The sequence below is a fragment of the Alistipes sp. Marseille-P2263 genome (assembly GCF_018101075.1).
In the GTDB taxonomy this organism is placed as follows: domain Bacteria; phylum Bacteroidota; class Bacteroidia; order Bacteroidales; family Rikenellaceae; genus Alistipes; species Alistipes dispar.
On the sequence record NZ_JAGQEJ010000007.1, the window covers coordinates 147,321 to 168,294 of the forward strand.

The window sequence follows — 20,974 nt, forward strand, 5'->3', positions numbered from 1 at the left end:
GTCCGGACCGGCCGGGGATGTGCCGGGGCCGAAACGACCGAGCGGCCGGGCAACGGATGCTGCCGGGCCGCTCGGGTTTCAGTCCGTGGAACGGCGGATCAGTTCCACTTGGTGTCGATCATCTGCGGGTCGGAGCTTCCTCCGATGGCGTCGTAGCCGTGCCCCGTTTCGTCGCGCACGACATTGCCGGAACCGTCTTCGTTCGGCTCCCATTCGTTCATGCGCCAGTAGGCGAGCAGACCGTCCGAAGCGGGATCGACGTAGTTCATGTTGTTGGCGATCTCCGACTGCGACAGCGCGCGGGTCCATACGCGGGCCTCGGCGATGTAGCCGTACATGTAGCGGCCGCCGCCGTAGGAGGCGCCCAGATAGAAGCCGCCCGAGTTGTCGCTCGAAAGATCCACGGTCTCGCCCTGCGTGGGAACGCCGGTGGCGTAGATGCCGTCGATGTAGATGTCCCACGAAGAGCCGGTCCATACGGCGGCCACGTGATACCACTTCTCCGTGTCGAAGGGTTTGTCGGTCGCTGCCGGCTGGTAGTCGCCGTGGCATATCTGGAGTACGTTCGGGTCGATCTTCACGTCGCCGAAACGCACGCCGCAGACTCCTTCGATGCCCATGATCGAGCTGATGTAGGGATCCGAGCTGGCGAAGCGCTCCATGTAAACGCGTGCCTCGAGCGTGAGCTGCGGAAGCGCCGCGAGATTGGTGTCCTCCTGGAACGAGGGCACTTTATAGACGTTCCCCGAACCGAGGTAGATCGCCTTGCTGATGACCGGTGTCTTCAGCACGATGTAGAGCGTGCGCGAGGGTTCGAGGACCCGCATGCCGCCCGATACGGAGGTGATGCTGACAGGTACGCAGTAGGTCACGCCTTCGGCGAATCCGTCGATGCTCGTCACCGTGAATTCCACGGGAGACGACGTGCTGAAGCCGGCTTCGATGACGGTTTCCGTCGCGCTGATCGCATAGCAGTTTTCGGCCGGAACCCGGTAGTTCTTGCCGTATTTCCGGTTGAAGGCGTCGATCAGTTGCGGCTGCACCTCGATCGTCACGTGTACGTCCTGCCGGGCCAGCTCCGAGGAGGAGACCGTGAACGACGTTTTGGCCGGGGCCTCTTCGACCGTCATCGACTTGTCGGGGTTGCTTTGGGCGTCGGTCATATAGACCGCCGGATATACCTCCGCCTCTTCCTGACAGCCCGTTCCCGAAAGAAGGGCCGCGAACAGCAGCGGAGCGATCGAATATTTCAGTTTCATGGTTTTGTCGGGTTTTTATGTCGTTAGTTTGCGGGCGTGTGGATTTCCGCCTCGTTCATGCTCGTGAAACCGGAGACGTTCCCCACGTACACCCGGATGTAACGGGCTTTCACGGCCTCCTTGAACTGGAAGATCTTCCATTGGTCGGTGACTTTGGGAACGAACGCCACCTGATTGCTCAGGCTGGTCCAGTTCTTTCCGTCTTCGCTGTACCGGACGTCCGTGATCTGCGGGTTGGAGTCCTCGTAGTAGTAGTGCCAGCGGAAGCCGCTCACGTCGTACGTCTTGTCCAGTCCGATGATGAAGTTGCCGCCGTAGCCCCACGAGAAGGATTGGCTGCTTGCGTACCAGCACTGTTCGTCGAGTTTGCCGTCGAACATTTTGGCTTTCTGTTCGTCGGTGTCGCAGTTCCAGACGCCGGTGGCGCCCGACGAGTTGGTTCCCTGATAGCAGGAGATGGTCCAGCCTGCCGCGGGTTCGATCTTCGTGCCCGTGAGCGCCGTGGCTTCGGTGTCGATGTCCATGGTCGAGATCCGGATGACGATGTAGCGCACCATCGGGTCGCTCTTCGAGACGTATGCGCCCCCTTCGGGGAGTTCCGCCACGATGGGAAGCAGGTACTCGCCTTTCGCGGCGCCTGCGGCGTCGAACCCGACCGGAGCTTCGCCGGACAGGAATTCCCCGGCCTTGATTTCGAGCGTGCCGAGCGACACCCGCTCCGGATCGACGGTCAGGTAGGACTTGCCGTTCTTCAGGTTGTAGGTCTCCACGAGCGAGTTGTCCATCGCCAGCGAAACCGTGAGATCGGCCGGAGCCTTCTGCGAGAGGGTGAGCTGCACCTTTTCGTCCATCGACCCCGAGATCGAACCGTCGCTCTCGATCAGGAACGAATATTCGGGCATGTCGTTCTTCGTGAAGGAGGCCACGATCGACCCGCCGGCGGGATTCACGTCCTGAATCGCCTCGCGCATGTATTTGTAGGGCATCGCCGAGTTGCCGTACTCGTATTCCATGTGGTAGGCGCCGAAACCGCCGCAGTAGCCCTGCTCGGGGTTGAAGCGGGCCATGCCCAGCAACGAATTGACCACCTGTCCGTCGCGGCACGTGTGCGTCACGCCGCCGTTCTTCCAGAAGGATTCGAAGTTTTCGGCGAAGATGTACTGTTCGGGTTTCCAGCCCTTGGCGTAGGCATTGTCGAAACGGTTCTGCAAGTCGGTATAACCGCTCGAGTTGTAGGCCTGCACGATGCCGTAGTCGAACAGTTCGGCGATCTCCTTGTGCACGGCATAGGGTACGCCGTCGATCATGAACAGCCGTCCCGTACCCGATTTCGGTCCCACGTACTTGCTCAGCTCCTGACAGAATATCTTCATGTTCTCGTTGTCATGGCCCACCAGCGGCCCCGTGCCGCCGAATCCCGGTTCGTAGTCGAGGTCGATGCCGTCGTACGAGTACTTGTTCATCGAGTCCCGGGCGTAGGCCCTCGCGTAGGTGGCCAGCCCTTCGGGGGTCACCTCGCCGTCCACCAGGAATTCGTCGGGCACTTCGTGGGCGAAGATCGTGAAGGTCACTTTCGTACCCTTGATCTTCTGGACGAACTCCTTGTCGGCCATCTGTTCGGGCGTCAGCGAATGCCACTGGCTCCAGATCGAGATGATGTCCATCGAATCGGGGGCGCTCGCCAGACGGGTCTGGTACGAAGCGCCCACGGCCGTCCAGGAGCCGTACCAGCCGAAGGCGATCTTGTGCTTGGTGTTCCGTTTCCAGTCGCGCAGGGCGGCGTAATAGGCGTTGTCGCGCAGGATGGGCGATTGCTCGTCGGGATGCTGGGTGATTACGCGCTCGGATTCCACCCAGTCCGAGCAGCCGGCGAGCAGCGCTCCCAGCGCAAGACAGCTCACTGCGTATTTCAGGAAGTTTTTCATGGTTGTTTGTCGCTTTAAGGATTTTCAGGTCATCGGTTTTTCTTGTCCCACCAGAGGTGCGTACCTCCCGTGTCCGGGCCTCCGAGCAGCGAGATGGCCTGCTGTACGCCCGTCAGGTTGTTCGAGTACTCCGAGCGCGGGAAGGTCATGCGGCGCACCTGTTCGTCGGTCGCCACCTTGCCGCCGCTCATGTTGTCCACGATCGGAATGAGTTTGGGGTACCCCGTGCGCCGGAATTCCGACCAGGCCTCCTGTCCGTTGGGGTACATGGCCAGCCATTTCTGGGTGATGATGCGCTCGAGTTTTTCCTCGTCTCCGGCCGAGGCGTTCCACTTCGGGGTGATTGTCGAAGGCTGGGCGTAGTTGTACTTGTTCGTGCTTTCCGAGCTGTCCTCGAATTTTCCCGGTTGTGCGTCGCTCTCGGCGTAGGCGGCGGCATCGCCGGCCGAAAGGCCGTTCTCCAGGAACGACAGTTCGATGCCCTTCTTGTAGAAATCCTCGTCCTTGCCGCCCATGTCCCAGTTGAGCATGGCGCCCTCGGCGCGCAGGAAGGCCACCTCCGAGGCCAGCATCCACACCACCGGCGTCGTCTTTGCGACATTGGGTACGGACAGGCGCGTGTAGTGTTCCTTGAGCATCGACTTCAGGCCGCTGCGCACGCCGTGGTACTTGCTGTCCAGCTCGCTGCCCTTGAAGTAGATCGGCAGACGGGGGTCGTCGTACCCGTTCATATAGGCGTCGATGGTCGCTCCCATGCGGGTGTCCTCGTAGGCGTTCCACACCTCCTCGAGGGGATTGAAGATCACGATCGACCCCGAGGTTTTGAGCCATGCTCCGTCGTCGGAGGACTCCATCACGCCCGCCGCCACGGCCGCTTCGGCATACTCCTGCGCCTTGCCGGGCTCGACGAAGCGGATGCGCATCGCCATACGGAGTTTGACCGAGTTGGCCAGTTTGAGCCATTTCGGATAGTCGCCCTGGTAGATGGCGTCCACCTTTTCGAGCGGATGCGCGTCGGCCGAGTTGGTGGCGTATTCGGTCAGGGTGGCGATCGCCGCGTCCAGATCGCGGAAGAGATTCTCATAGACGGTCTGCTGCGACTCGTAGGGGTTTTCGGTCTCCCCGAAATGCGACACGGGGATCGGGCCGTAGATGTCCGTGGCGCGCTGGAGCGCCATCACGCGGATCACTTCGGCCACGGCGAAGATGTCGTCGGTGATCTGTCCGTTCTCATGGGCGTATTTGAGTTGCAGCCATGCGGGCATCACGTTGGTGAAGGCCACCGAAAAGGGGACGTTGTTGTAGTCCGTGCCGTCGAGGTCGTAGGTGCAGGTGTAGCTGCCTCCGTTGAAGGCCTGGATCGGGGCGAAATAGCCGCCGAAGGTGTCGCCCATCAGGTTGCAGGCGCGCTGGTATTCGTTCGCGCCCTCGTCGCTGGTGGGAATCACGGCGTCGCGCTCCATCGTGGTGATGTAGTTCTTCACGTCGATCTGCTGCACCGCGTCGGGGTTGGTGTTGAAGGAGTCGAAGTCTCCCGTGCAGGAGGCCGCCATGCACGCCGCTGCGGAGAGAAGTCCCAGTTTGATATGGTTGATTCGTGTCATGAGGTCTTGGGTTTTAGAATTGGAGTCTTACGCTGAAACCGAAAGTCCGGGTGCTGGGCTGCATGAAGTAGTCGAGTCCCTGGTAATAGGTTCCGGTCGAAGCGGTGATTTCGGGATCGAAGGGCGCCTTGTTGTAGATCATCCACAGGTTGCGTCCCACGAGCGATACGGTCATGCCCACCTTGTCGTTGAACCACTTCGAAGGGAGGTCGTAGCCGATCGAGAGTTCGCGCAGCCGCACGTTGGTCATGTTATAGACGTAGTGCGAGAGCATCGACATGCCGTTTCCGTTGTTGGAGTAGAAGGTCTGCACGTCGGGCAGCTTCTGGTCCTCCGAGATCCATACGCCGCCGTCGTCGCGGGCGTCGGCCGAGGCCTGCGAGGCGCCCCAGCGGTCCAGCAGGGCCTGCGTGGCCGATACGCCCTGGCCGCCGATGCGCGTGTCGATCAGCACGCCGAGCGATACGCCCTTGTAGGAGAACTGGTTGTTCCATCCCAGGCGGAAGCGCGCTTCGGTGTTGCCGCCGTAGATCCACGTGTTGGGATCGGTCGTGACGGTATTCGTGTTGGGATCGACGTAGATGCGGCCGTAGTCGTCGGTTTTGAGGCCCGTTACGTAGAAGTCGCCGATCGAACCGCCGGCCTTGACCTTCATGCGGTAGCCGCCGTAGTCCATGTTCACCTCGTCGATATCCACCAGGTTGCCCGATACGTCGCGCGTGCCTTCGGGAACCAGCTCCTTGATCTTGTTGCGGTTCATCGAGAAATTGACGTTCGTGGACCATGCGAACTCTTCCCACCGGTTCTTGTAGCCGACCACGGCCTCGATGCCCCAGTTGTTGATCTTGCCGGCGTTGATATAGGCCTTCTTGTAGCCCGTGCTGGGCGGTGCGTCGTACTCGAAGAGCTGGTTGTAGGTGTTGGTGTTGTAATAGGTCGCGTCGAGCCAGATCTTGTTGCCCAGGAACTTGGCGTTCAGGCCGACCTCGAAGGACTTGGTACGCTCGGGCGTCAGATTGACCGCCGGGGCGTAGGTGGATGACGAGATGACGCCGCCCGTGGCGAGCGGGATGTTCACGCCGGTGATGAACCGCTGCGGCGCGTTGCCCACTTCGGCGTACGATCCGCGCACCTTGAGGAACGAGATGCCCGCGGCCGAGAGGTCGGTCATCGAGGAGATGACGGCCGAGAGACCCACCGAGGGGTAGAAGATATTGACGTCGGGGGTTCCGGCCAATTGCGAGGCCCATTCGTTGCGGGCCGTCACGTCGAGGTAGAGCATCCCGTTCCAGCCCAATTGCAGTGTGGCGTACATGGCCTGCACCTGGTCGTGGTAACGGTCGGCGTAGGGCTTGGTCTGCGAGTGCGACATGTCGATGTTGTAGAGCGAGAACTTGTTCGGAAGGGTCGCCAGATGGCCTTCGAATCCCGAACCGTTGTTCTTGTCGTCCATGAGGCTCGCGCCGAGGTTGAACTGCAACGAGAGCCTGTCATCGACGAACCGCTTGTCGATGCTCAGCAGTGCGTCGGCATAGAAGTTGTTGTGGTTCACCTTGTGGTCGAGGTAGTTGCCGTACTCCGATGCGAAGAGGGTGTTCGACGAGGCGTAGATCTTGCGCGTGTAGTTCATCGCCGTATTGTCGGTCCTGACGCGGCCCATGACGCTGATCCAGTCGGCGATGTCCCACTTGAGCGTGGCGTTGAAGGTGTAGCGCGACGCCGTGTTCTCGAAGAGCTGGCGATTGACCACCCACCACGGGTTCTCGACGCCGGTGATGAATTCCAGCGGCCAGAACTGTTTCTTGTATCCGGCCGTGGCGTCGTAACGTTCGTAAATCTGGTATTTGCGGATGTCGTCGCCGCGCGGGAAGAGATAGACGGCGATCAGCGGGTTGTGGTAGAGACCCTGCACCAGCGGATTGCGCGAATATTGGCGCATGTAGGAGGCGCCCAGGTCGAGCGTCAGCTTGTCCTTGACGAGCTGGGTCGTGTTGCGCACCGAGAAGTTATAGCGGTTGTAGACGTTGTTGGGAATCGTGCCGCGCGAGTTGAGCGAAGCGGCCGAGAAATAGGTCTGGTTGCGCTCCGTGCCGCCCGAGATCGAGACGGAGTTGGTGGTGTTGAATCCCGTCTGGAAGAAGTCGCGCGGATCGTAGGAGGTCGGCGAGTCGAGCTTCGTGCCCCAGCTCATCGACGGGGAGGTGGAGCTCGTGCCGTAGGTGTTCTGGAAGTCGGGCATCACGAACGGGGACGAGAAGGTGGTGTTGTTCGAGAAGTTCACGCGGACGCGTCCTGCCGATCCTTTCTTCGTCGTGATGAGGATGACGCCGTTGGCGCCCTGCGAACCGTAGAGCGCGGCGGCCGTCGCGCCCGAGAGCACCGACATGGACTCGATGTCCTCCGGATTGAGGTTGGAGATGCCTTCGAAGTCGCCGCCGTCGGGGGTTTCGTAGATGCCTTCGGTCTGCGACGACCGCAGGTCGGGCATCGGGATGCCGTCGATGACGTACAGTGCGTTGTTATTGCCGCTGATCGACTTCACGCCCCGCATCACCACGCGCGTGGAACCGCCCGTTCCGGAGGCGCTTGCGTTGATTTGCAGTCCGGCGATCTTACCGGCCAGCGAATTGACGAAGTTGGCGTCCTTGACCGTATTGACCACTTCGCCGCCGACTTCCTGGACGTTGTATGTCAGCGATTTCTCCTCCTTCCTGATGCCGAGGGCCGTCACGACCACCGCGTCGAGCATCTCGTTCTCCTCCTTCAGGACGATTTGCAGGGGTTGCCCCGTCACGGGAATTTCCAGCGTCTGGTAGCCGATCAGCGAGACGACGAGTATGTCGCCCGGCCTGGCCTGCGGCAGGACGAAGTTGCCGTCCACATCGACGGCCGCGCCGGTCGTCGTGCCTTTGATGATGACGCTGGCGCCGATCAGTCCTACTCCCTCAGCGTCTCTGACGGAGCCGGAAATTCCCCCCCCCTCGGAGCCCGAGGACGGCTGCGGAACGGATTTTTTCGAGAGGATGATGTGTTTGTCCTTGATCGTGTAGGCGATGTCCGAACCGTCGAAGAGTCTGTCCAGCACGGCCGGCAGCGTCTGGTCTGTGACGTCGAGCGTGACGCGGCGCGCCCGATCGACGTCGGAGTTATTATAGACGAACGAATACCCCGTCTGCTCCCGGATGGAGCGGAACACTTCCGAAATGGCTTCGTCTTGCGCCTGAACGGATACGCGGAGCGGCTGCGTCTGGGCTGCGGCCTCCGTGCCGGAAAGTCCGAACAGCAGCATCGGTACGATGAGCAGACAGCGGAACCATGCGCACGCCGCACGGTCTCTCCCGCCTGCTGCAGGATAAGATTTTTTCATTGGTCGAAATTTAGGTTAAGAAATAGTTGTGGAGAGGCGCCGCCGCGGACGGCGGCTTTCGGAGGTCGGCGATCTAAGTTTCGGTCATAGGCAGGTCGGTTGGCATTTTGTAATTCGGTTTTTGGTTTCGGTCGTGCATGTGCGGCGTTCCGCCGCTTTTCTATTTCGGCGGAATGGCGTGGAGGTAAATGTCGTTGCCATGCACCGTGTAGGAGAATTTCCGTGTCAGCCGGAGTACGGCCATGATGTGGTAGATGCCGTCCTCGACGTGGAAATCGCCCGAGAAGCGTTCGTTGCGCAGGGAGGCGTCCGTGAAGTGCACGTCCACGTTGTAGTAGCGTTTCAGTTCGGCGACGATCTCGGCGAAGGTGCTGCGGTCGAAGTGCAGGCGGCCGTCGATCCAGCTGATCGACGCCTCGGCCGAGGTGCAGTCGGTCAGGCGCATCTCTCCTTTCCGGGTGTCATAGACGAGCTGCTGCGCCGGACGCAGGCGTATCGGGGCGCACCGGTGTTCCCGGGTGTCGGCCGTTACGGCCCCCTCCAGCAGCACGGTGGTGACGCGGTGGTTCGTGTCGTCGTTGCGGATGTTGAAGCGTGTGCCGAGCACCCGGACGTTCAGTCCGTTCGTACTGACGACGAACGGAGCGTGCCGGTCGTGTTCCACCTCGAAGTAGGCTTCGCCCTCCATCTTCACGCGCCGTTCGCGTGAAAGAAGCGGGGCGGAGTACTCCACGCGGCTGCACGAGTTGAGCCAGACTTTCGAGCCGTCGGGCAGTACCACCTGCGAGCGTTCGCCCATCTGTGTCGAGACAATCGTCGGCTGCGACAGCCGTTTCGAGACCGATACGGCCGTCATGCCGCCCGTCAGGAGCAGGACGACGGCAGCGGCGGCCGAGGCGGTCCGGAAGACCAGCCGCCGGATGCGGGACTGGCGGCCGGCGGCCATGCGCCGTTTGACCCTTCTCAGGGAGCGTTCCACGTCGATTCCGGCTACGGCCGAAATCCGGTCGCCGACGAACAGCACGTAGTAGATCTCTTCGAGCCGTTTGCGGTGTTCGGGCGAGGCGTCGTGCCACGCTTCGACCGCTGCGGCCGTTTCCGGGTCGAGCCTGCCTTCGAGATAGGCGGCCAGCGTACCTTCGTCTGGTTTGAAATCCGTCATTTTTTCGTCGTTCTGTATAGTAATACAATCCGCGGCGGCGGATTGCTAAGCGGAGAAACGATTTTTTTGGAATTTTTTTCAGGAAAGGCGCTGGCCCAGCAGCAGCACGAGCAGAGGCCAGTACTCCTTCAGCTCCTCGCGGAGCGTCCTGACGGTCTGTCCGATGCGGTAGTTCACCGTCTGGGGCGATACGCCCAGCGCGGAGGCTATCTCCTTGTGGGTCATTCCTTCGAGACGGTGCATCCGGAATGTCTCCTGAAATTCGGGCGGCATTTTTCTCAATGCTGCGGCCAGTCTGTCGGCCAGTTCGTTTTCGAGGTAGAAATCCGGGTCGTCGAATTGGGCCTCGTATTGTTCGGCCAGTCGGCGGATGATCTTGCTGCGGATCGTGTCGCGCGCCACGCTGTTCAGCGACTTGTTCTTGACGATGGTGAAGAGCAGCGACTTGAGGGGCATTTCGGGCAGCAGCTTATCGCGGCTTTCCCATACCCACATGAGCGTATCCTGCACCAGTTCCTCGGCCCGGTCCACGGCGACGAACCGCGAGGCGTAGGCGCACAAGGGCTTGTAATAACGCCGGAAGAGTGCGTCGAAACACGCCTCGTCGCCCCTGCGAAGCAAATCGACAACTCTCCGGTTGTCCTGTATTTCGGCGGCTGTCATCCGTTCGTCTGCTGCGTTTGCCCGGCCGCGCCCGTGTCGGACAGGAGGCGGTCTGCGTCCGCAAATGTAATATTTAATCGCGTATCTGCAAACATGCGCAGGGCTTTTCGCACACTTCGGGGGCCTCTGCCCGCATCGCGGGGCCTCCTGCCGGGGACCGTGCCGCGTCCGGAAGGAACGCGGCGCCGACCGTGCGGCCGGGAGTGTCCGTCGCAGCGGTTCGTCCGCGTCGGGACGGACGACTTTTCGGACGGATGCGCGGATATGGGTTTACGCGTGTCAATTTGTCATGGGATAAGAGCATTTTTGTTGGCGGCCGGCAGGGCGTGCCGTTGTATTTTTGCCGTGAGACACGCTCTGCCGGCCTTTTGGCGGAGGAACGTCCGGTTCGGCGAAGGACCGTCGGCCGGGATTCCGGACGGAACCCGGAGAATGCGCCCGGAAGCGGGGCGGAACGAGGCCGGTGGAATCGTGGCGGGGCTTCGGACCCCGGAGGCCTGCCGTTCCGCAATCCGGGGCGGGAGGCGTTCACCCTTGAAAAAAACACCGGTGTTATGAATTACCTGAAAAACGGATTTTTATCCTTGGCATTTCTCCTTGCGGCGGTTTCGGCCGGAGCGGCCGCCGCCCGCGATGCCCGCCCGCTGGGGCTGACCTGCAATTACGCGGAGGAGCCGCTCGGCATGGGGGACCGGCGTCCGTCGCTGGGCTGGCGGATCGACACCGGAAGACCCGGGTATTTGCAGGGAGCCTACCGGGTGCTGGTCGCTTCGGACCGAAAGCTGCTGGAGGCGGACCGCGGCGATATATGGGACTCCGGCGTCGTGCGGGAGGGGCGGAGCCAGCATGTGAAATTCGGGGGCGTTCCGCTGCTGCCCTGCTGCGATTACTATTGGAAGGTGAAGGTGTGGGACACGGACGGCGCCGAATCGGACTGGAGTCCGGTGGCATCGTGGCGGACCGGGCTGTTCGACGAGTTCGACTGGAAGGGGGAGTGGGTGGGTGTCCTCCCGTTTCGCCGAGGTGCTGCCGCACCGCAGGTACAAGTCGAACCGGCGGACCGAGCGGGAGAACTGGTTCATGGAGGACAGTGCCGCCGTATATATGCGCCGGCAGGTGGAGCTGCCCTCGCCGGTCCGCAGGGCGACGGCGTTCATCTGCGGACTGGGCTATTACGAACTCTATATCAACGGCCGCAAGGTCGGCGACCGGGTCCTGGACCCGCTGTTCACCGATTACGACAAGCGGGTGGTGTATGCGGCCTACGACGTTACGGACCGGCTGGCGGCGGGGAGCAATGCCGTGGGCATCGTGCTGGGCAACGGCTGGTACAGCTCGCCGACGCGGGATGTCTTCGGCATGCACGACGTGAACTGGCGCACGCCGCCGAAGGTGAGGCTGAATATCGTCGTCGAGTACGAATCGGGTGCGCGCGAGGTGATCGCCACCGACCGCACGTGGCGGTGGGGCCACGGCGAGATCGTTTACAACAGCGTCCGGTCGGGCGAGACGATCGACCACACCCGGACCGTGCACGGCTGGAACGAGGTCGGATTCCGCGACAGCCTGTGGCGGCCGGTCTGCCGGGTTCCCGCTCCGTTGGGCCGTCTGACGGCGGACCCGATGCCGCCGATGCGCGTGACCGGGGAGTTGCCGGCGGAACGGGTCGTGCAGACCTCTCCCGGGGTCTATCTGGTGGATTTCGGCGAGAACCTCACCGGCTGGGTCGAGGCGCGGGTGCGGGGCGAGCGGGGACAGACCGTCGAGTTGCAGTTCAACGAGGTGCTGAAGGCCGACGGCTCGCTGGATACGCAGAACAGCACGTGGCACACCCGCGGGCGCTATCAGACCGGACTGCTGATTCTCGGCGGGGAGGGCATGGAGACGTTCGAACCCCGTTTTACCTATCACGGATTCCGCTACATGCAGGTGCGGGGGCTGACCTACGAGCCGTCTCCGGAGGATTTCACGGCCAAATGCGTCCATACGGACCTGCCGTCGGCCGGGACGTTCCATTGCTCCATGCCGAAGCTGAACGAGCTGAACGCGGCGGTCCGGCGGACGCTGTTGAACTCCATCCACGGCATTCCCGGCGAGGAACCCACGCGGGAGAAGATGGGCTGGACGCTCGACGCGGCGGTGGTCATGGAGTCCTACCTCTACAATTTCGATGCGCTGAACGCCTATAAGAAGGCGCTGAGGGACTTCCGGGACGCCCAGGCCCCGACGGGGCACATCCCCTCCACCGTGCCGTCGGCCGGGTGGGGCTATGTCCACGAGGACGGCAGTCTGGACTACTGGGACGATCCGTGGTGGGGCGGTTCGATCTTCCTGCTGACCGACAAGCTCTATCTTCACACCGGAGACGTCGGGGTGCTGGAGTACGCCTTCCCCGCGCTCAAGGCCTATGTGGACTTCCTGACCTCGACGGCCCGCGACCATATCGTTACATGGTCGCTGGGCGACTGGCTCGACCTGAATCCCGACACCACCAGCCAGGCGTCGAACCTGACGCCCGTGGCGCAGACCTCGACCGCGGGCTATTACTGGATGAGCCGCCGCCTGGCCGAATACGCCGAAATCCTCGGCTACGACCGGCGGCTGTCGGAGCATTACGGGGCGCTCGCCGAACGGATCCGGGAGCGGTTCAACCGGGAGTTCCTCGATCCCCGGACCGGCATCTATGCGGAGAATTCGCAGACGGCGCAGGCGCTGCCGCTGGCTCTCGGGCTCGTGCCCGACACGCTGAAGGCGAAGGTCGGGCAGCGGCTGCTCGATGCGATCGACCTGCGGGACGGGCATATCAGCGCCGGATTCATCGGTGGCAATTTCACGATGGACTACCTGCCCCGCAGCGGCCGCTTCGACGTGGCCTACCGGATGCTGACCCGGCCGGAAAGCCCCGGGTGGCTCCACATGGTGCAGAGCGAACGGAGCACGATGTCCGAATCCATCAACCAGAACGGACCCGGAAGCGGCCATCATCCCTACGGCGCTTATATCGGTTTCTGGCTTTACAAGTACCTCGGCGGAATCCGTCCCGACGAGGCGAAGCCGGGCTTCCGGGAGTTCGTCATCGAGCCGGGGCTGGATTCGGGGCTCGCGGAGGTCAGCGTCGGATGCCGGTCGCTCTACGGGGAGATCGTCTCGGCATGGAAACGGCGTGACGGCGGGGGTACGCTGACGATTCGCGTCCCGGCGAACACCGTGGCCGAGCTGATTCTGCCTGCCGGGGCGGTCGGACGGAATCCCCGCGTGAACGGCGTCCGCCTGCGGGACATTCCGTCGATTGCGCCGATTCCCTCCTCCGGTGACGGGAAGATACGTTACTCGGTGGGCTCGGGGATCTACGAGTTCGAGCTCCGGTAGTGCCGCCGCTGCGGTCCGGCTCCGTCTTCGCTGCCCGTTCCGGCGTGCGGGAGCTCGCCCCGTGGACGGAGTGGCCGTTCCGCCGGAATCAAAATTTACAGTCCGAAAATCAAATTCCGGAACCGGAATTCGGAAAATATCGAATAATTTTGTATGATGGAAACCCCGCCGGGCCGTAATTCCGTTCGGCGGAGGCGTATCCGTCCGAACCCGGCGATCCGTGCCGCAACCCGAAAAACGCTATGAAGAACCGCATCCTTCCCTTCCGCTCGCGCCGTACCGCGGCCGCGATGTGCCTTCTCGCCCTTTGTCCGCTCTTGTCGTGGCAGCCCGCCGCTGCGCGGGGAATCGACCGCCGGGCGGTCGTCACGCGGCACAATCCCGAGATCCGGGACCGCAACCTGCCCGGTCCGACGCAGGTCGGCAACGGCGAGTTCGCCTTCGGATTCGATATCAGCGGGTTGCAGACCTTCTCCGACAATGCGAACACGATGTCGAACTGGGGATGGTATCGTTTTCCGCTACCCGAGGGGCAGACCCCCGAGGAGTTCCGGGGCGCCGTCTGGGAGACGCAGGGGCGCATGGTGCGTTACGACATTCCGAATCCCGAGCAGAAGGCGTTGTGCGACTGGATGGTGCGTAACCCCCAGCGTATCAATCTCGGCCGAGTGGGACTGCTGCTGACGAAGACCGGCGGGGAGCGGGTGCGGCTGGAGGAGCTGGGCGATCCCGTGCAGCGGCTCGACCTCTGGAGCGGCATCGCCACGAGCGAATATACGGTCGAGGGGATTCCCGTGCGGGTGACCACCGTGGGGCATCCCGAGCTGGACGCCGTGGCCGTGCGGATCGAGTCGGCGAAGGTGGGCGACGGCTCCGCGGGGCTTACGCTCCGCTTCCCTTTCCCGACGAACGTCGAATTCAGCGATGCCGCCGACTGGAACAGCCCCGGGAAGCACCGGACCGACGTGCGTTCCGAGGCTTTCCGCGCCAGCTTCCACCGGACGCTCGGCGAGACGGTTTACGACGTCCACGTCGCCTGGGACAGCCCCGTGCGGCTGCGCCGGACCGCCGAACACTGCTACGAGTTCGTCCCCGAGACCGGCCGGAACGAGATCGCGTTCGTCGTCTGTTTCGACCGCATCGTGGACAACGCCGCGCTGCCCTCGTTCGACCGCACGGCGGAGGAGAGCGCCCGCCACTGGCGGCGCTTCTGGGAGAGCGGCGGAGCGATCGACCTCTCGGAGAGCAGCGATCCGCGCTGGCGCGAACTGGAGCGGCGCGTGGTGCTTTCGCAGTATGTGATGGCGGTCAATGAGGCCGGCTCGCTGCCTCCGCAGGAGAGCGGACTGGTGAACAACGGCTGGTACGGCAAGTATCATTACGAGATGATCTGGTGGCATTGCGCCCACTATGCGCTCTGGAACCGCTGGGAGCTGGCTTCGGAGATGATGCGCGTCTTTACGGACAACCTCGGCGTTTTCCGCCGCAAGGCCGCGGCGCAGGGGTATGCCGGCGTGCGCTGGCCCAAGACCATCGGAGACCACGCGTGGTGGGAGTGGCCGCTCGAGACCACGGCCCTGCTGATCTGGCAGCAACCCCATCCGATTTTCTACGCCGAGCTGGAGTACCGGCTCCGCCCGACGCGCGAGACACTGGAGAAGTGGCGCGACGTCGTGTTCGGGACAGCCGATTTCATGGCCTCCTACGCGCATTACGACGCGGTGCGCGACCGCTATGTGCTGGGGTATCCCCTGCAGGTGGTGGGCGAGAACGCCGATCCGCGGACCACGATCAATCCGGCGTTCGAGCTGAGCTACTGGCGTACGGGGCTGCGCCTCGCGCAGCAGTGGCGCGTCCGGCTGGGGCTGCCCGAAAAGAGGGAGTACGACGAGGTGCTCCGCAAGCTCTCCCCGCTTCCGGTCGAAGAGGGGGTTTACGTCTCGTGGGAGAATATCGAGCGGATGTGGACCAGCTACAACTGGGAGCATCCGGCGCTCGTCGGGGCCTACGGCATGTTACCGGGCGACGGCGTGGACATTCCGACGATGCGGCGCACGCTGGCGAAGGTCCATGCGGAGTGGAAGCTCGGCGAAACCTGGGGCTGGGACTTCCCGATGCTGGCCATGTGCGCCGCGCGGCTGGGCGATCCCGAACGGGCGGTGGAGTACCTGCTCGACTATCCGGCCTTCGACTTCGACCCGCACGGGCTGGTGGGAGGCGGCCGCGCTCCGTTCCCCTACTTCCCGGGAAACGGCGGACTGCTGTATGCCGTGGCGATGATGGCCGCAGGCTGGGACGGCGCTCCGGCGGGCGATGCCCCCGGATTCCCGGAGAAGGGGTGGGTCGTGCGCAGCGAGGGACTCCGCAGGGCGTTGTGAATGGCAGACGATAAATCCGAGACGACATTATGGAAAACGACATTCGGGCGCTCGTGCTGACGCTGCTGCTGTCGGTGGCGGCGGCTCCGCGGGCCGGGGCGCAGGCCGATTTCCGGCTGGAGCCCGTCATGGATACCCCGACGGCCGAACTGGCCCGCAAATTCCGCACGCCGCCCGGCGAGGCCGGCATGTCGTGCTACTGGTGGTGGCTGAACGGCCACACGACCGAAGAGGCCATCACGCGCGATCTGGAGGAGATGAAGGCCAAGGGGTACGGTTCGGCGTCGCTGATCGACGCCGGAGGATTCAACCCCGTCACCGCCAGACCGGGTCCCGGGGAGGTATTCCTGTCGGAAGGGTGGAAGAGACTGTACCGCCATGCCGTCCGCGAGGCCGACCGGCTGGGCATCACGCTGAGTGTCAATGCCACGAGCGGATGGAATCCCGGCGGTCCATTCGTCACGCCCGAGCGCGCCCTGAAGCGGCTGACCTACTCCGAGACGGACGTCCGGGGCGGCGGGCGGGTCGAGGTCGAACTGCCGCAGCCTCCCACGTGGTACGTCTGCCGGGACATCTGCGTACAGGCCGTGCGGAAAGCGCCGGAGGGAGCCCCGATGAAGGATGCGGCCATTCCGCACTGGTCCGCGAAGGCGTTTTACAGCGGGTTGGGATTTCAGGAGATTTTCCCGCTCGGGCTGCTGAGCGCGGATTTCGATCACGATGCGGGGGCCGAGCCGCTCCGCGGGGAGGAGATTCTCGACATCACCTCCTGTTTCGACGGGCGGAAACTCGTATGGGACGCTCCTGAAGGGGAGTGGACCGTGATCCGCTACGCCTGGACCTGCACCGGGGCGCGCACCTCGACGACGAGCGATGGCTGGGAGGGTCTTTCGCTCGATCACCTCGACCCGGAAGCCTTCGCGCTCTACCGCGACAGCGTGCTGCTGCCGCTGATCCGCACGGCGAAGGAGGCCGGCAACAGCGTCAGGTTCCTGCTGACCGACAGTTGGGAGATGGGTCTCGTCAATTGGACGGAGCGTTTCCCGGAGGAGTTCCGCCGCTTCCGCGGCTACGACCTGTGGCGTTACCTGCCCGTGATGACCGGGCGGGTGGTGGAGAGTCCGGAGGTCTCGAACCGCTTCCTGCAGGACGTGCGCCGCACGGTGAGCGACTGTATTCTGAACTACCACTACAAACCTTTCCGCGAGCTGGCCAACGCCCACGGCATGATGACCGATCCGGAGGCGGGCGGACCCTGCTACACGCCGGTCGATGCGCTGGAGGTCTTGGGCGCGTGCGACATTCCGCACGGCGAGTTCTGGGCGCGGGCCACGTCGCACGTCGCCTCGGAGGGGGCGCGCCTCTCCGTGCGGCAGAGCGCCTGTGTCGCGCACACGAACGGACGGCGGTTCGTCGAGGCCGAAGGCCCGACCAGCATCGGCCCCCATTGGGAGCGCTCGCCGAAGGAGCTCAAGGGGCTGCTCGACCGTGTCTTCTGCTCGGGCGTCAATCGTCTCGTGTGGCACACCTTCACCTCCTCGCCCGCGGAATGGGGGCGGCCCGGCGTGGAGTATTTCGCCGGCACGCACCTCAACCGCAACGTGACGTGGTGGGAGCAGGCCGGGGATTTCGTGGGCTATATCGACCGTTGTTCGTACCTTCTGCAGCAGGGACTGTTCGTGGCCGACGTGCTGATATACAACGGCGACGACGTGCCGAACATGGTGTTTCTGAAGGAGGAAGAGGCCGGTTTTCCATTCGGCTACGACTGGGACAAGTGTTCGAAGAGCGTGGTGCTCGAAAGGCTGTCGGTGGCCGGCGACGGGCGGATCGTCCTGCCCGACGGCATGTCGTACCGGGTGCTGGTGCTGCCGCCGCTCGAGACGATCGACCTCGACGTGATGCGCAGGATCGAACGGATGGTGCTCGACGGCATGACGCTCGTGGGCGATCCTCCGAAGCGGACCACCGGGTTGGCGCATTACCCCGACGGGGACCGCGAGCTGAAAGAAATAACCGACCGCATGTGGCGGTGCGACATGGGCGGCTGGATGGACGGCGTGAACCGGACCGAGAACCGCTACGGCCGGGGCCGGGTGATTCGCGGACAGGAGCTCGGCAACGTGCTGACGGCGCTCGGCGCGCCGCCCGACTTCGCCTACACGGGGGCCGATCCCCGCACGCGGCTCGATTTCATCCACCGCACCACCGACGACCAGGAGATCTATTTCGTGGCGAACCGCTTCGCCCGGCGGGGGATCGACGACTATTTCTACCGCTACGTGCCCCGGCCTTACGACCGCTTCGAGCAGGTCGAATGCCGGTTCCGCGTGACGGGCCGCGCGCCGCAGTTCTGGAATCCGCTGACGGGCGAGATCGAACCGGTGCGCTACTACTGCGAACGGGACGGCTATACCTGCATTCCGATGCATTTCGCGCCCGAGGGCTCCTGTTTCGTGGTCTTTCCGAAGGATGTGCCGCCCGTCCGCCACATCGTCCGGGCGGACCGCCGCACGGAGCCGCTCTTCCCGTCGCAGTCCGTCGTGCCGCGTTACCCGGCGATCGGGTTCGCCGATGACGGCGGGACGCTCTGCGCCGACCTGTACGAGCCGGGCGAATATACGCTTTACTGGTCCGACGGCGGCGTTTCGCATGTCGCCGCGGAGCGGCTCCCCGCCGAGACGGAACTGACCGGCCCGTGGACCGTGCGCTTCGATCCGGCGTGGGGGCCCGCCTGTCCGGTGCGGTTCGATTCGCTGCGGTCGTGGACGGAGTTCGACGATCCGCAGATCCGCTATTACTCCGGTACGGCGACCTACGAAAAGGAGTTCACCATGGACCGTGCGCAGCTCCGCGGGCGGAAGGTGCTGCTCGATCTGGGCAACGTGCAGGAGGTGGCGGTGATCCGGCTCAACGGGCACGAATTTCCCGTGTCGTGGAGCGATCCCTGCGAGGCGGACATTACGCGCTGGGTGCGGCCCGGGACGAACCGCCTGTCGGTGGACGTGGTCAATCTCTGGCCCAACCGGCTCATCGGCGACGGCAAACTGCCGCCCGGGGAGCGCCGCACGCGGAGCAATGTCTCGAAGTACGACGCCGCGGACGCCGAGAAATACCTGCGCGTTTCGGGCCTGCTCGGGCCCGTGCGCATCAGATGCTTCGAGCGGGTGAGAATCGACGGCTCAAAATAATTTTTCCGAAATATGAACAGACCTTTCTGCATTTTGCTGGCGTGCGCCTTCGCCGCCTCCGTTCCGGGGGCGGCGGCCGGGGCTTCCGCGCCGAACTATCCGAACAACCGGGCGCCGCTGGCGCCGAAAGCCTATGTCGAACTGCCGCTGGGCGCCGTCAGGGCGAAGGGGTGGCTCGGGGAGATGCTCGAACGGCAGCGTTCGGGCGCCACGGGCCGCATGGACGAGCTCTACCCCGAGGTGATGGGGCCGCGCAACGGCTGGCTGGGCGGCGACGGCGACCAGTGGGAGCGCGGCCCGTACTGGATCGACGGACTGCTGCCGCTGGCCTGGCTGCTCGACGACGCGGAGCTCAAGGCGAAGGTCCGGCCGTGGATCGAGTGGATTCTGCGAAGTCAGCGCGAGGACGGCTATTTCGGCCCGGCGACGGACTATCCGGGCGAATTCGGCCTCCAGCGGAACAATTCGGCCGACTGGTGGCCGCGGATGGTGGTGCTGAAAATCCTGCAACAGTACTACTCCGCGACGAACGACCGGCGGGTGATCGACTTCATGACGCGCTATTTCCGGTATCAGTTGAAGACGCTGCCCGACAAGCCGCTGGGACACTGGTCGCACTGGGCCGTTTACCGTGCGTGCGACAACCTGCAGGCGGTTTATTGGCTCTATAATCTCACGGGCGACGGGTTTCTGCTCGAACTGGGCGATCTGCTTCACCGGCAGGGGCACGACTATACGGGGATGTTCCTCGAATCGGACGACCTGAAACGCTTCAACTCCATCCACTGCGTCAATCTGGCGCAGGGTTTCAAGGAGCCGGTGATCTACTATCAGCGCCGGCCCGAGCGGCGCTATCTCGACGCCGTGAAGAAGGGATTCTCGGATTTGGCGCTGCTCCACGGCCAGCCGCAGGGGATGTACGGCGCCGACGAGGGGCTGCACGGCGGCGATCCGACGCAGGGCTCGGAGCTGTGCGCCGCGGTCGAGATGATGTTCTCGCTCGAACAGATGATGGGCATAACGGGCGACGTGGCTTTCGCCGACCGCCTCGAACGGGTCGCCTTCAACGCCCTGCCGACGCAGGTGACCGACGACTTCATGTACAAGCAGTATTTCCAGCAGCCCAATCAGGTGATGGCGACGCGCCACACGCGTAATTTCTACGAAGATGCCGTGCACGCGCAGACCGACGTGGTCTTCGGCACGCTCTCGGGATTCCCCTGCTGCTATTCGAACATGCACCAGGGATGGCCGAAATTCGCGCAGCACCTCTGGTTCGCCACGCCCGACAACGGGGTCGCCGCGCTGATCTACTCGCCTTCGGAGGTGACGCTGCGCGTGGGCGACGGCCGGATGGTCACGATCGCCGAGCAGACCGCCTACCCGATGGAGGAGGAGATCCGCTTCTCGGTCCGGATGGCGGGCCGCGGCGGCGAGCGCTTTCCTTTCCACCTCCGCATTCCCGGGTGGTGCGAAGGCGCCGAAGTGGAGGTGAACGGCGAGCGGGTGCAGTCGCCCGGCGGCGGTACGATCGCCGTCGTCGAGCGGGAGTGGCGCGACGGGGACAGCCTCGTACTGCGCCTGCCGATGCGCGTCGTGACGAGCCGCTGGTACGAAAACTCGGTCTCCGTGGAGCGCGGTCCGCTGGTCTATGCGCTGGCCATGCGCGAGGAGTGGGAGCTGAAGCGGTTCCCCGACGCCGAAGTGCGGCAGTTCGGCCGGGAGTATTACGAGGTGACCTCGCCCGATGCGTGGAACTACGGTCTGCCGGTCCGCGTGGCGGACAAACCGGCGGAGAACAGCCGGGTCGAGGTCGATGCGGCGAAGGCCCGGAGCCGCTATTTCTGGAACTACGAGAACGCTCCGGTCCGGATCCGGGTGAAAGCCAAAAGGATGCCTGCCTGGGGGCTTTATAACGAGATGACCGGGCCGCTGCCCTATTCGGTCGGCACGACGCCGTGCCCCGAGGAGGAGGTCGAGCTGATTCCCTACGGCTGCTCGACGCTGCGCGTTTCCGAATTTCCGGTCGTATGGTAAGGATGTGACGCGATGACGG

10 protein-coding genes are annotated in these 20,974 nt (G+C 63.6%); 4 read left to right on the plus strand and 6 right to left on the minus strand.

All coding sequences use genetic code 11. The annotated features are described in order from the left end of the window. Nucleotides 1–98 precede the first annotated feature (98 nt). From KB554_RS09905 to KB554_RS09930, 6 genes are all read right to left on the minus strand, one after another. Complete coding sequence (locus tag KB554_RS09905) at nt 99–1,259, minus strand: DUF1735 and LamG domain-containing protein (RefSeq protein WP_211035864.1); 1,161 nt, start codon at nt 1,257–1,259, stop codon at nt 99–101. A gap of 23 nt (nt 1,260–1,282) precedes the next feature. Beyond that, nucleotides 1,283–3,184 (minus strand): glycoside hydrolase family 18, encoded by a 1,902-nt coding sequence (locus tag KB554_RS09910; protein ID WP_211035866.1) that lies wholly within the window; start codon nt 3,182–3,184, stop codon nt 1,283–1,285. A 29-nt stretch (nt 3,185–3,213) separates the two neighbouring features. Further along, nucleotides 3,214–4,788 (minus strand): SusD/RagB family nutrient-binding outer membrane lipoprotein, encoded by a 1,575-nt coding sequence (locus KB554_RS09915; protein ID WP_141428185.1) that lies wholly within the window; start codon nt 4,786–4,788, stop codon nt 3,214–3,216. 13 nt (nt 4,789–4,801) lie between these two features. Beyond that, nucleotides 4,802–8,155, minus strand: coding sequence for a SusC/RagA family TonB-linked outer membrane protein (locus KB554_RS09920; protein WP_211035868.1), 3,354 nt, complete (start codon nt 8,153–8,155; stop codon nt 4,802–4,804). Between the two features lie 160 nt (nt 8,156–8,315). Then, entirely contained in the window at nt 8,316–9,317 is a 1,002-nt protein-coding gene (locus KB554_RS09925) for a FecR domain-containing protein (protein ID WP_211035870.1), read from the minus strand. Between the two features lie 78 nt (nt 9,318–9,395). Further along, the gene (locus KB554_RS09930) at nt 9,396–9,980 is read right to left on the minus strand and encodes an RNA polymerase sigma-70 factor (RefSeq protein ID WP_211035872.1); all 585 of its coding nucleotides are present in this window, start codon (nt 9,978–9,980) and stop codon (nt 9,396–9,398) included. 1,002 nt (nt 9,981–10,982) lie between these two features. Here KB554_RS09930 and KB554_RS09935 point away from each other — a divergent pair. From KB554_RS09935 to KB554_RS09950, 4 genes are all read left to right on the plus strand, one after another. Then, nucleotides 10,983–13,349 (plus strand): family 78 glycoside hydrolase catalytic domain, encoded by a 2,367-nt coding sequence (locus tag KB554_RS09935; protein ID WP_211035874.1) that lies wholly within the window; start codon nt 10,983–10,985, stop codon nt 13,347–13,349. 242 nt (nt 13,350–13,591) lie between these two features. Continuing rightward, on the plus strand, nt 13,592–15,727 hold the full coding sequence (locus KB554_RS09940; protein WP_211035876.1) for a hypothetical protein: 2,136 nt from the start codon (nt 13,592–13,594) through the stop codon (nt 15,725–15,727). Between the two features lie 29 nt (nt 15,728–15,756). Continuing rightward, nucleotides 15,757–18,918, plus strand: coding sequence for a glycosyl hydrolase (locus tag KB554_RS09945; protein WP_211035878.1), 3,162 nt, complete (start codon nt 15,757–15,759; stop codon nt 18,916–18,918). A 12-nt stretch (nt 18,919–18,930) separates the two neighbouring features. Continuing rightward, nucleotides 18,931–20,955 (plus strand): beta-L-arabinofuranosidase domain-containing protein, encoded by a 2,025-nt coding sequence (locus KB554_RS09950; RefSeq protein WP_211035880.1) that lies wholly within the window; start codon nt 18,931–18,933, stop codon nt 20,953–20,955. Nucleotides 20,956–20,974 lie beyond the last annotated feature (19 nt).

Bases quoted from the DNA above. Each gene is read 5' to 3' on its own strand.
- KB554_RS09905 (WP_211035864.1), bottom strand. From the start codon at position 1,259: ATGAAACTGAAATATTCGATCGCTCCGCTGCTGTTCGCGGCCCTTCTT.
- KB554_RS09910 (WP_211035866.1), bottom strand. From the start codon at position 3,184: ATGAAAAACTTCCTGAAATACGCAGTGAGCTGTCTTGCGCTGGGAGCG.
- KB554_RS09915 (WP_141428185.1), bottom strand. From the start codon at position 4,788: ATGACACGAATCAACCATATCAAACTGGGACTTCTCTCCGCAGCGGCG.
- KB554_RS09920 (WP_211035868.1), bottom strand. From the start codon at position 8,155: ATGAAAAAATCTTATCCTGCAGCAGGCGGGAGAGACCGTGCGGCGTGC.
- KB554_RS09925 (WP_211035870.1), bottom strand. From the start codon at position 9,317: ATGACGGATTTCAAACCAGACGAAGGTACGCTGGCCGCCTATCTCGAA.
- KB554_RS09930 (WP_211035872.1), bottom strand. From the start codon at position 9,980: ATGACAGCCGCCGAAATACAGGACAACCGGAGAGTTGTCGATTTGCTT.
- KB554_RS09940 (WP_211035876.1), top strand. From the start codon at position 13,592: ATGAAGAACCGCATCCTTCCCTTCCGCTCGCGCCGTACCGCGGCCGCG.
- KB554_RS09945 (WP_211035878.1), top strand. From the start codon at position 15,757: ATGGAAAACGACATTCGGGCGCTCGTGCTGACGCTGCTGCTGTCGGTG.
- KB554_RS09950 (WP_211035880.1), top strand. From the start codon at position 18,931: ATGAACAGACCTTTCTGCATTTTGCTGGCGTGCGCCTTCGCCGCCTCC.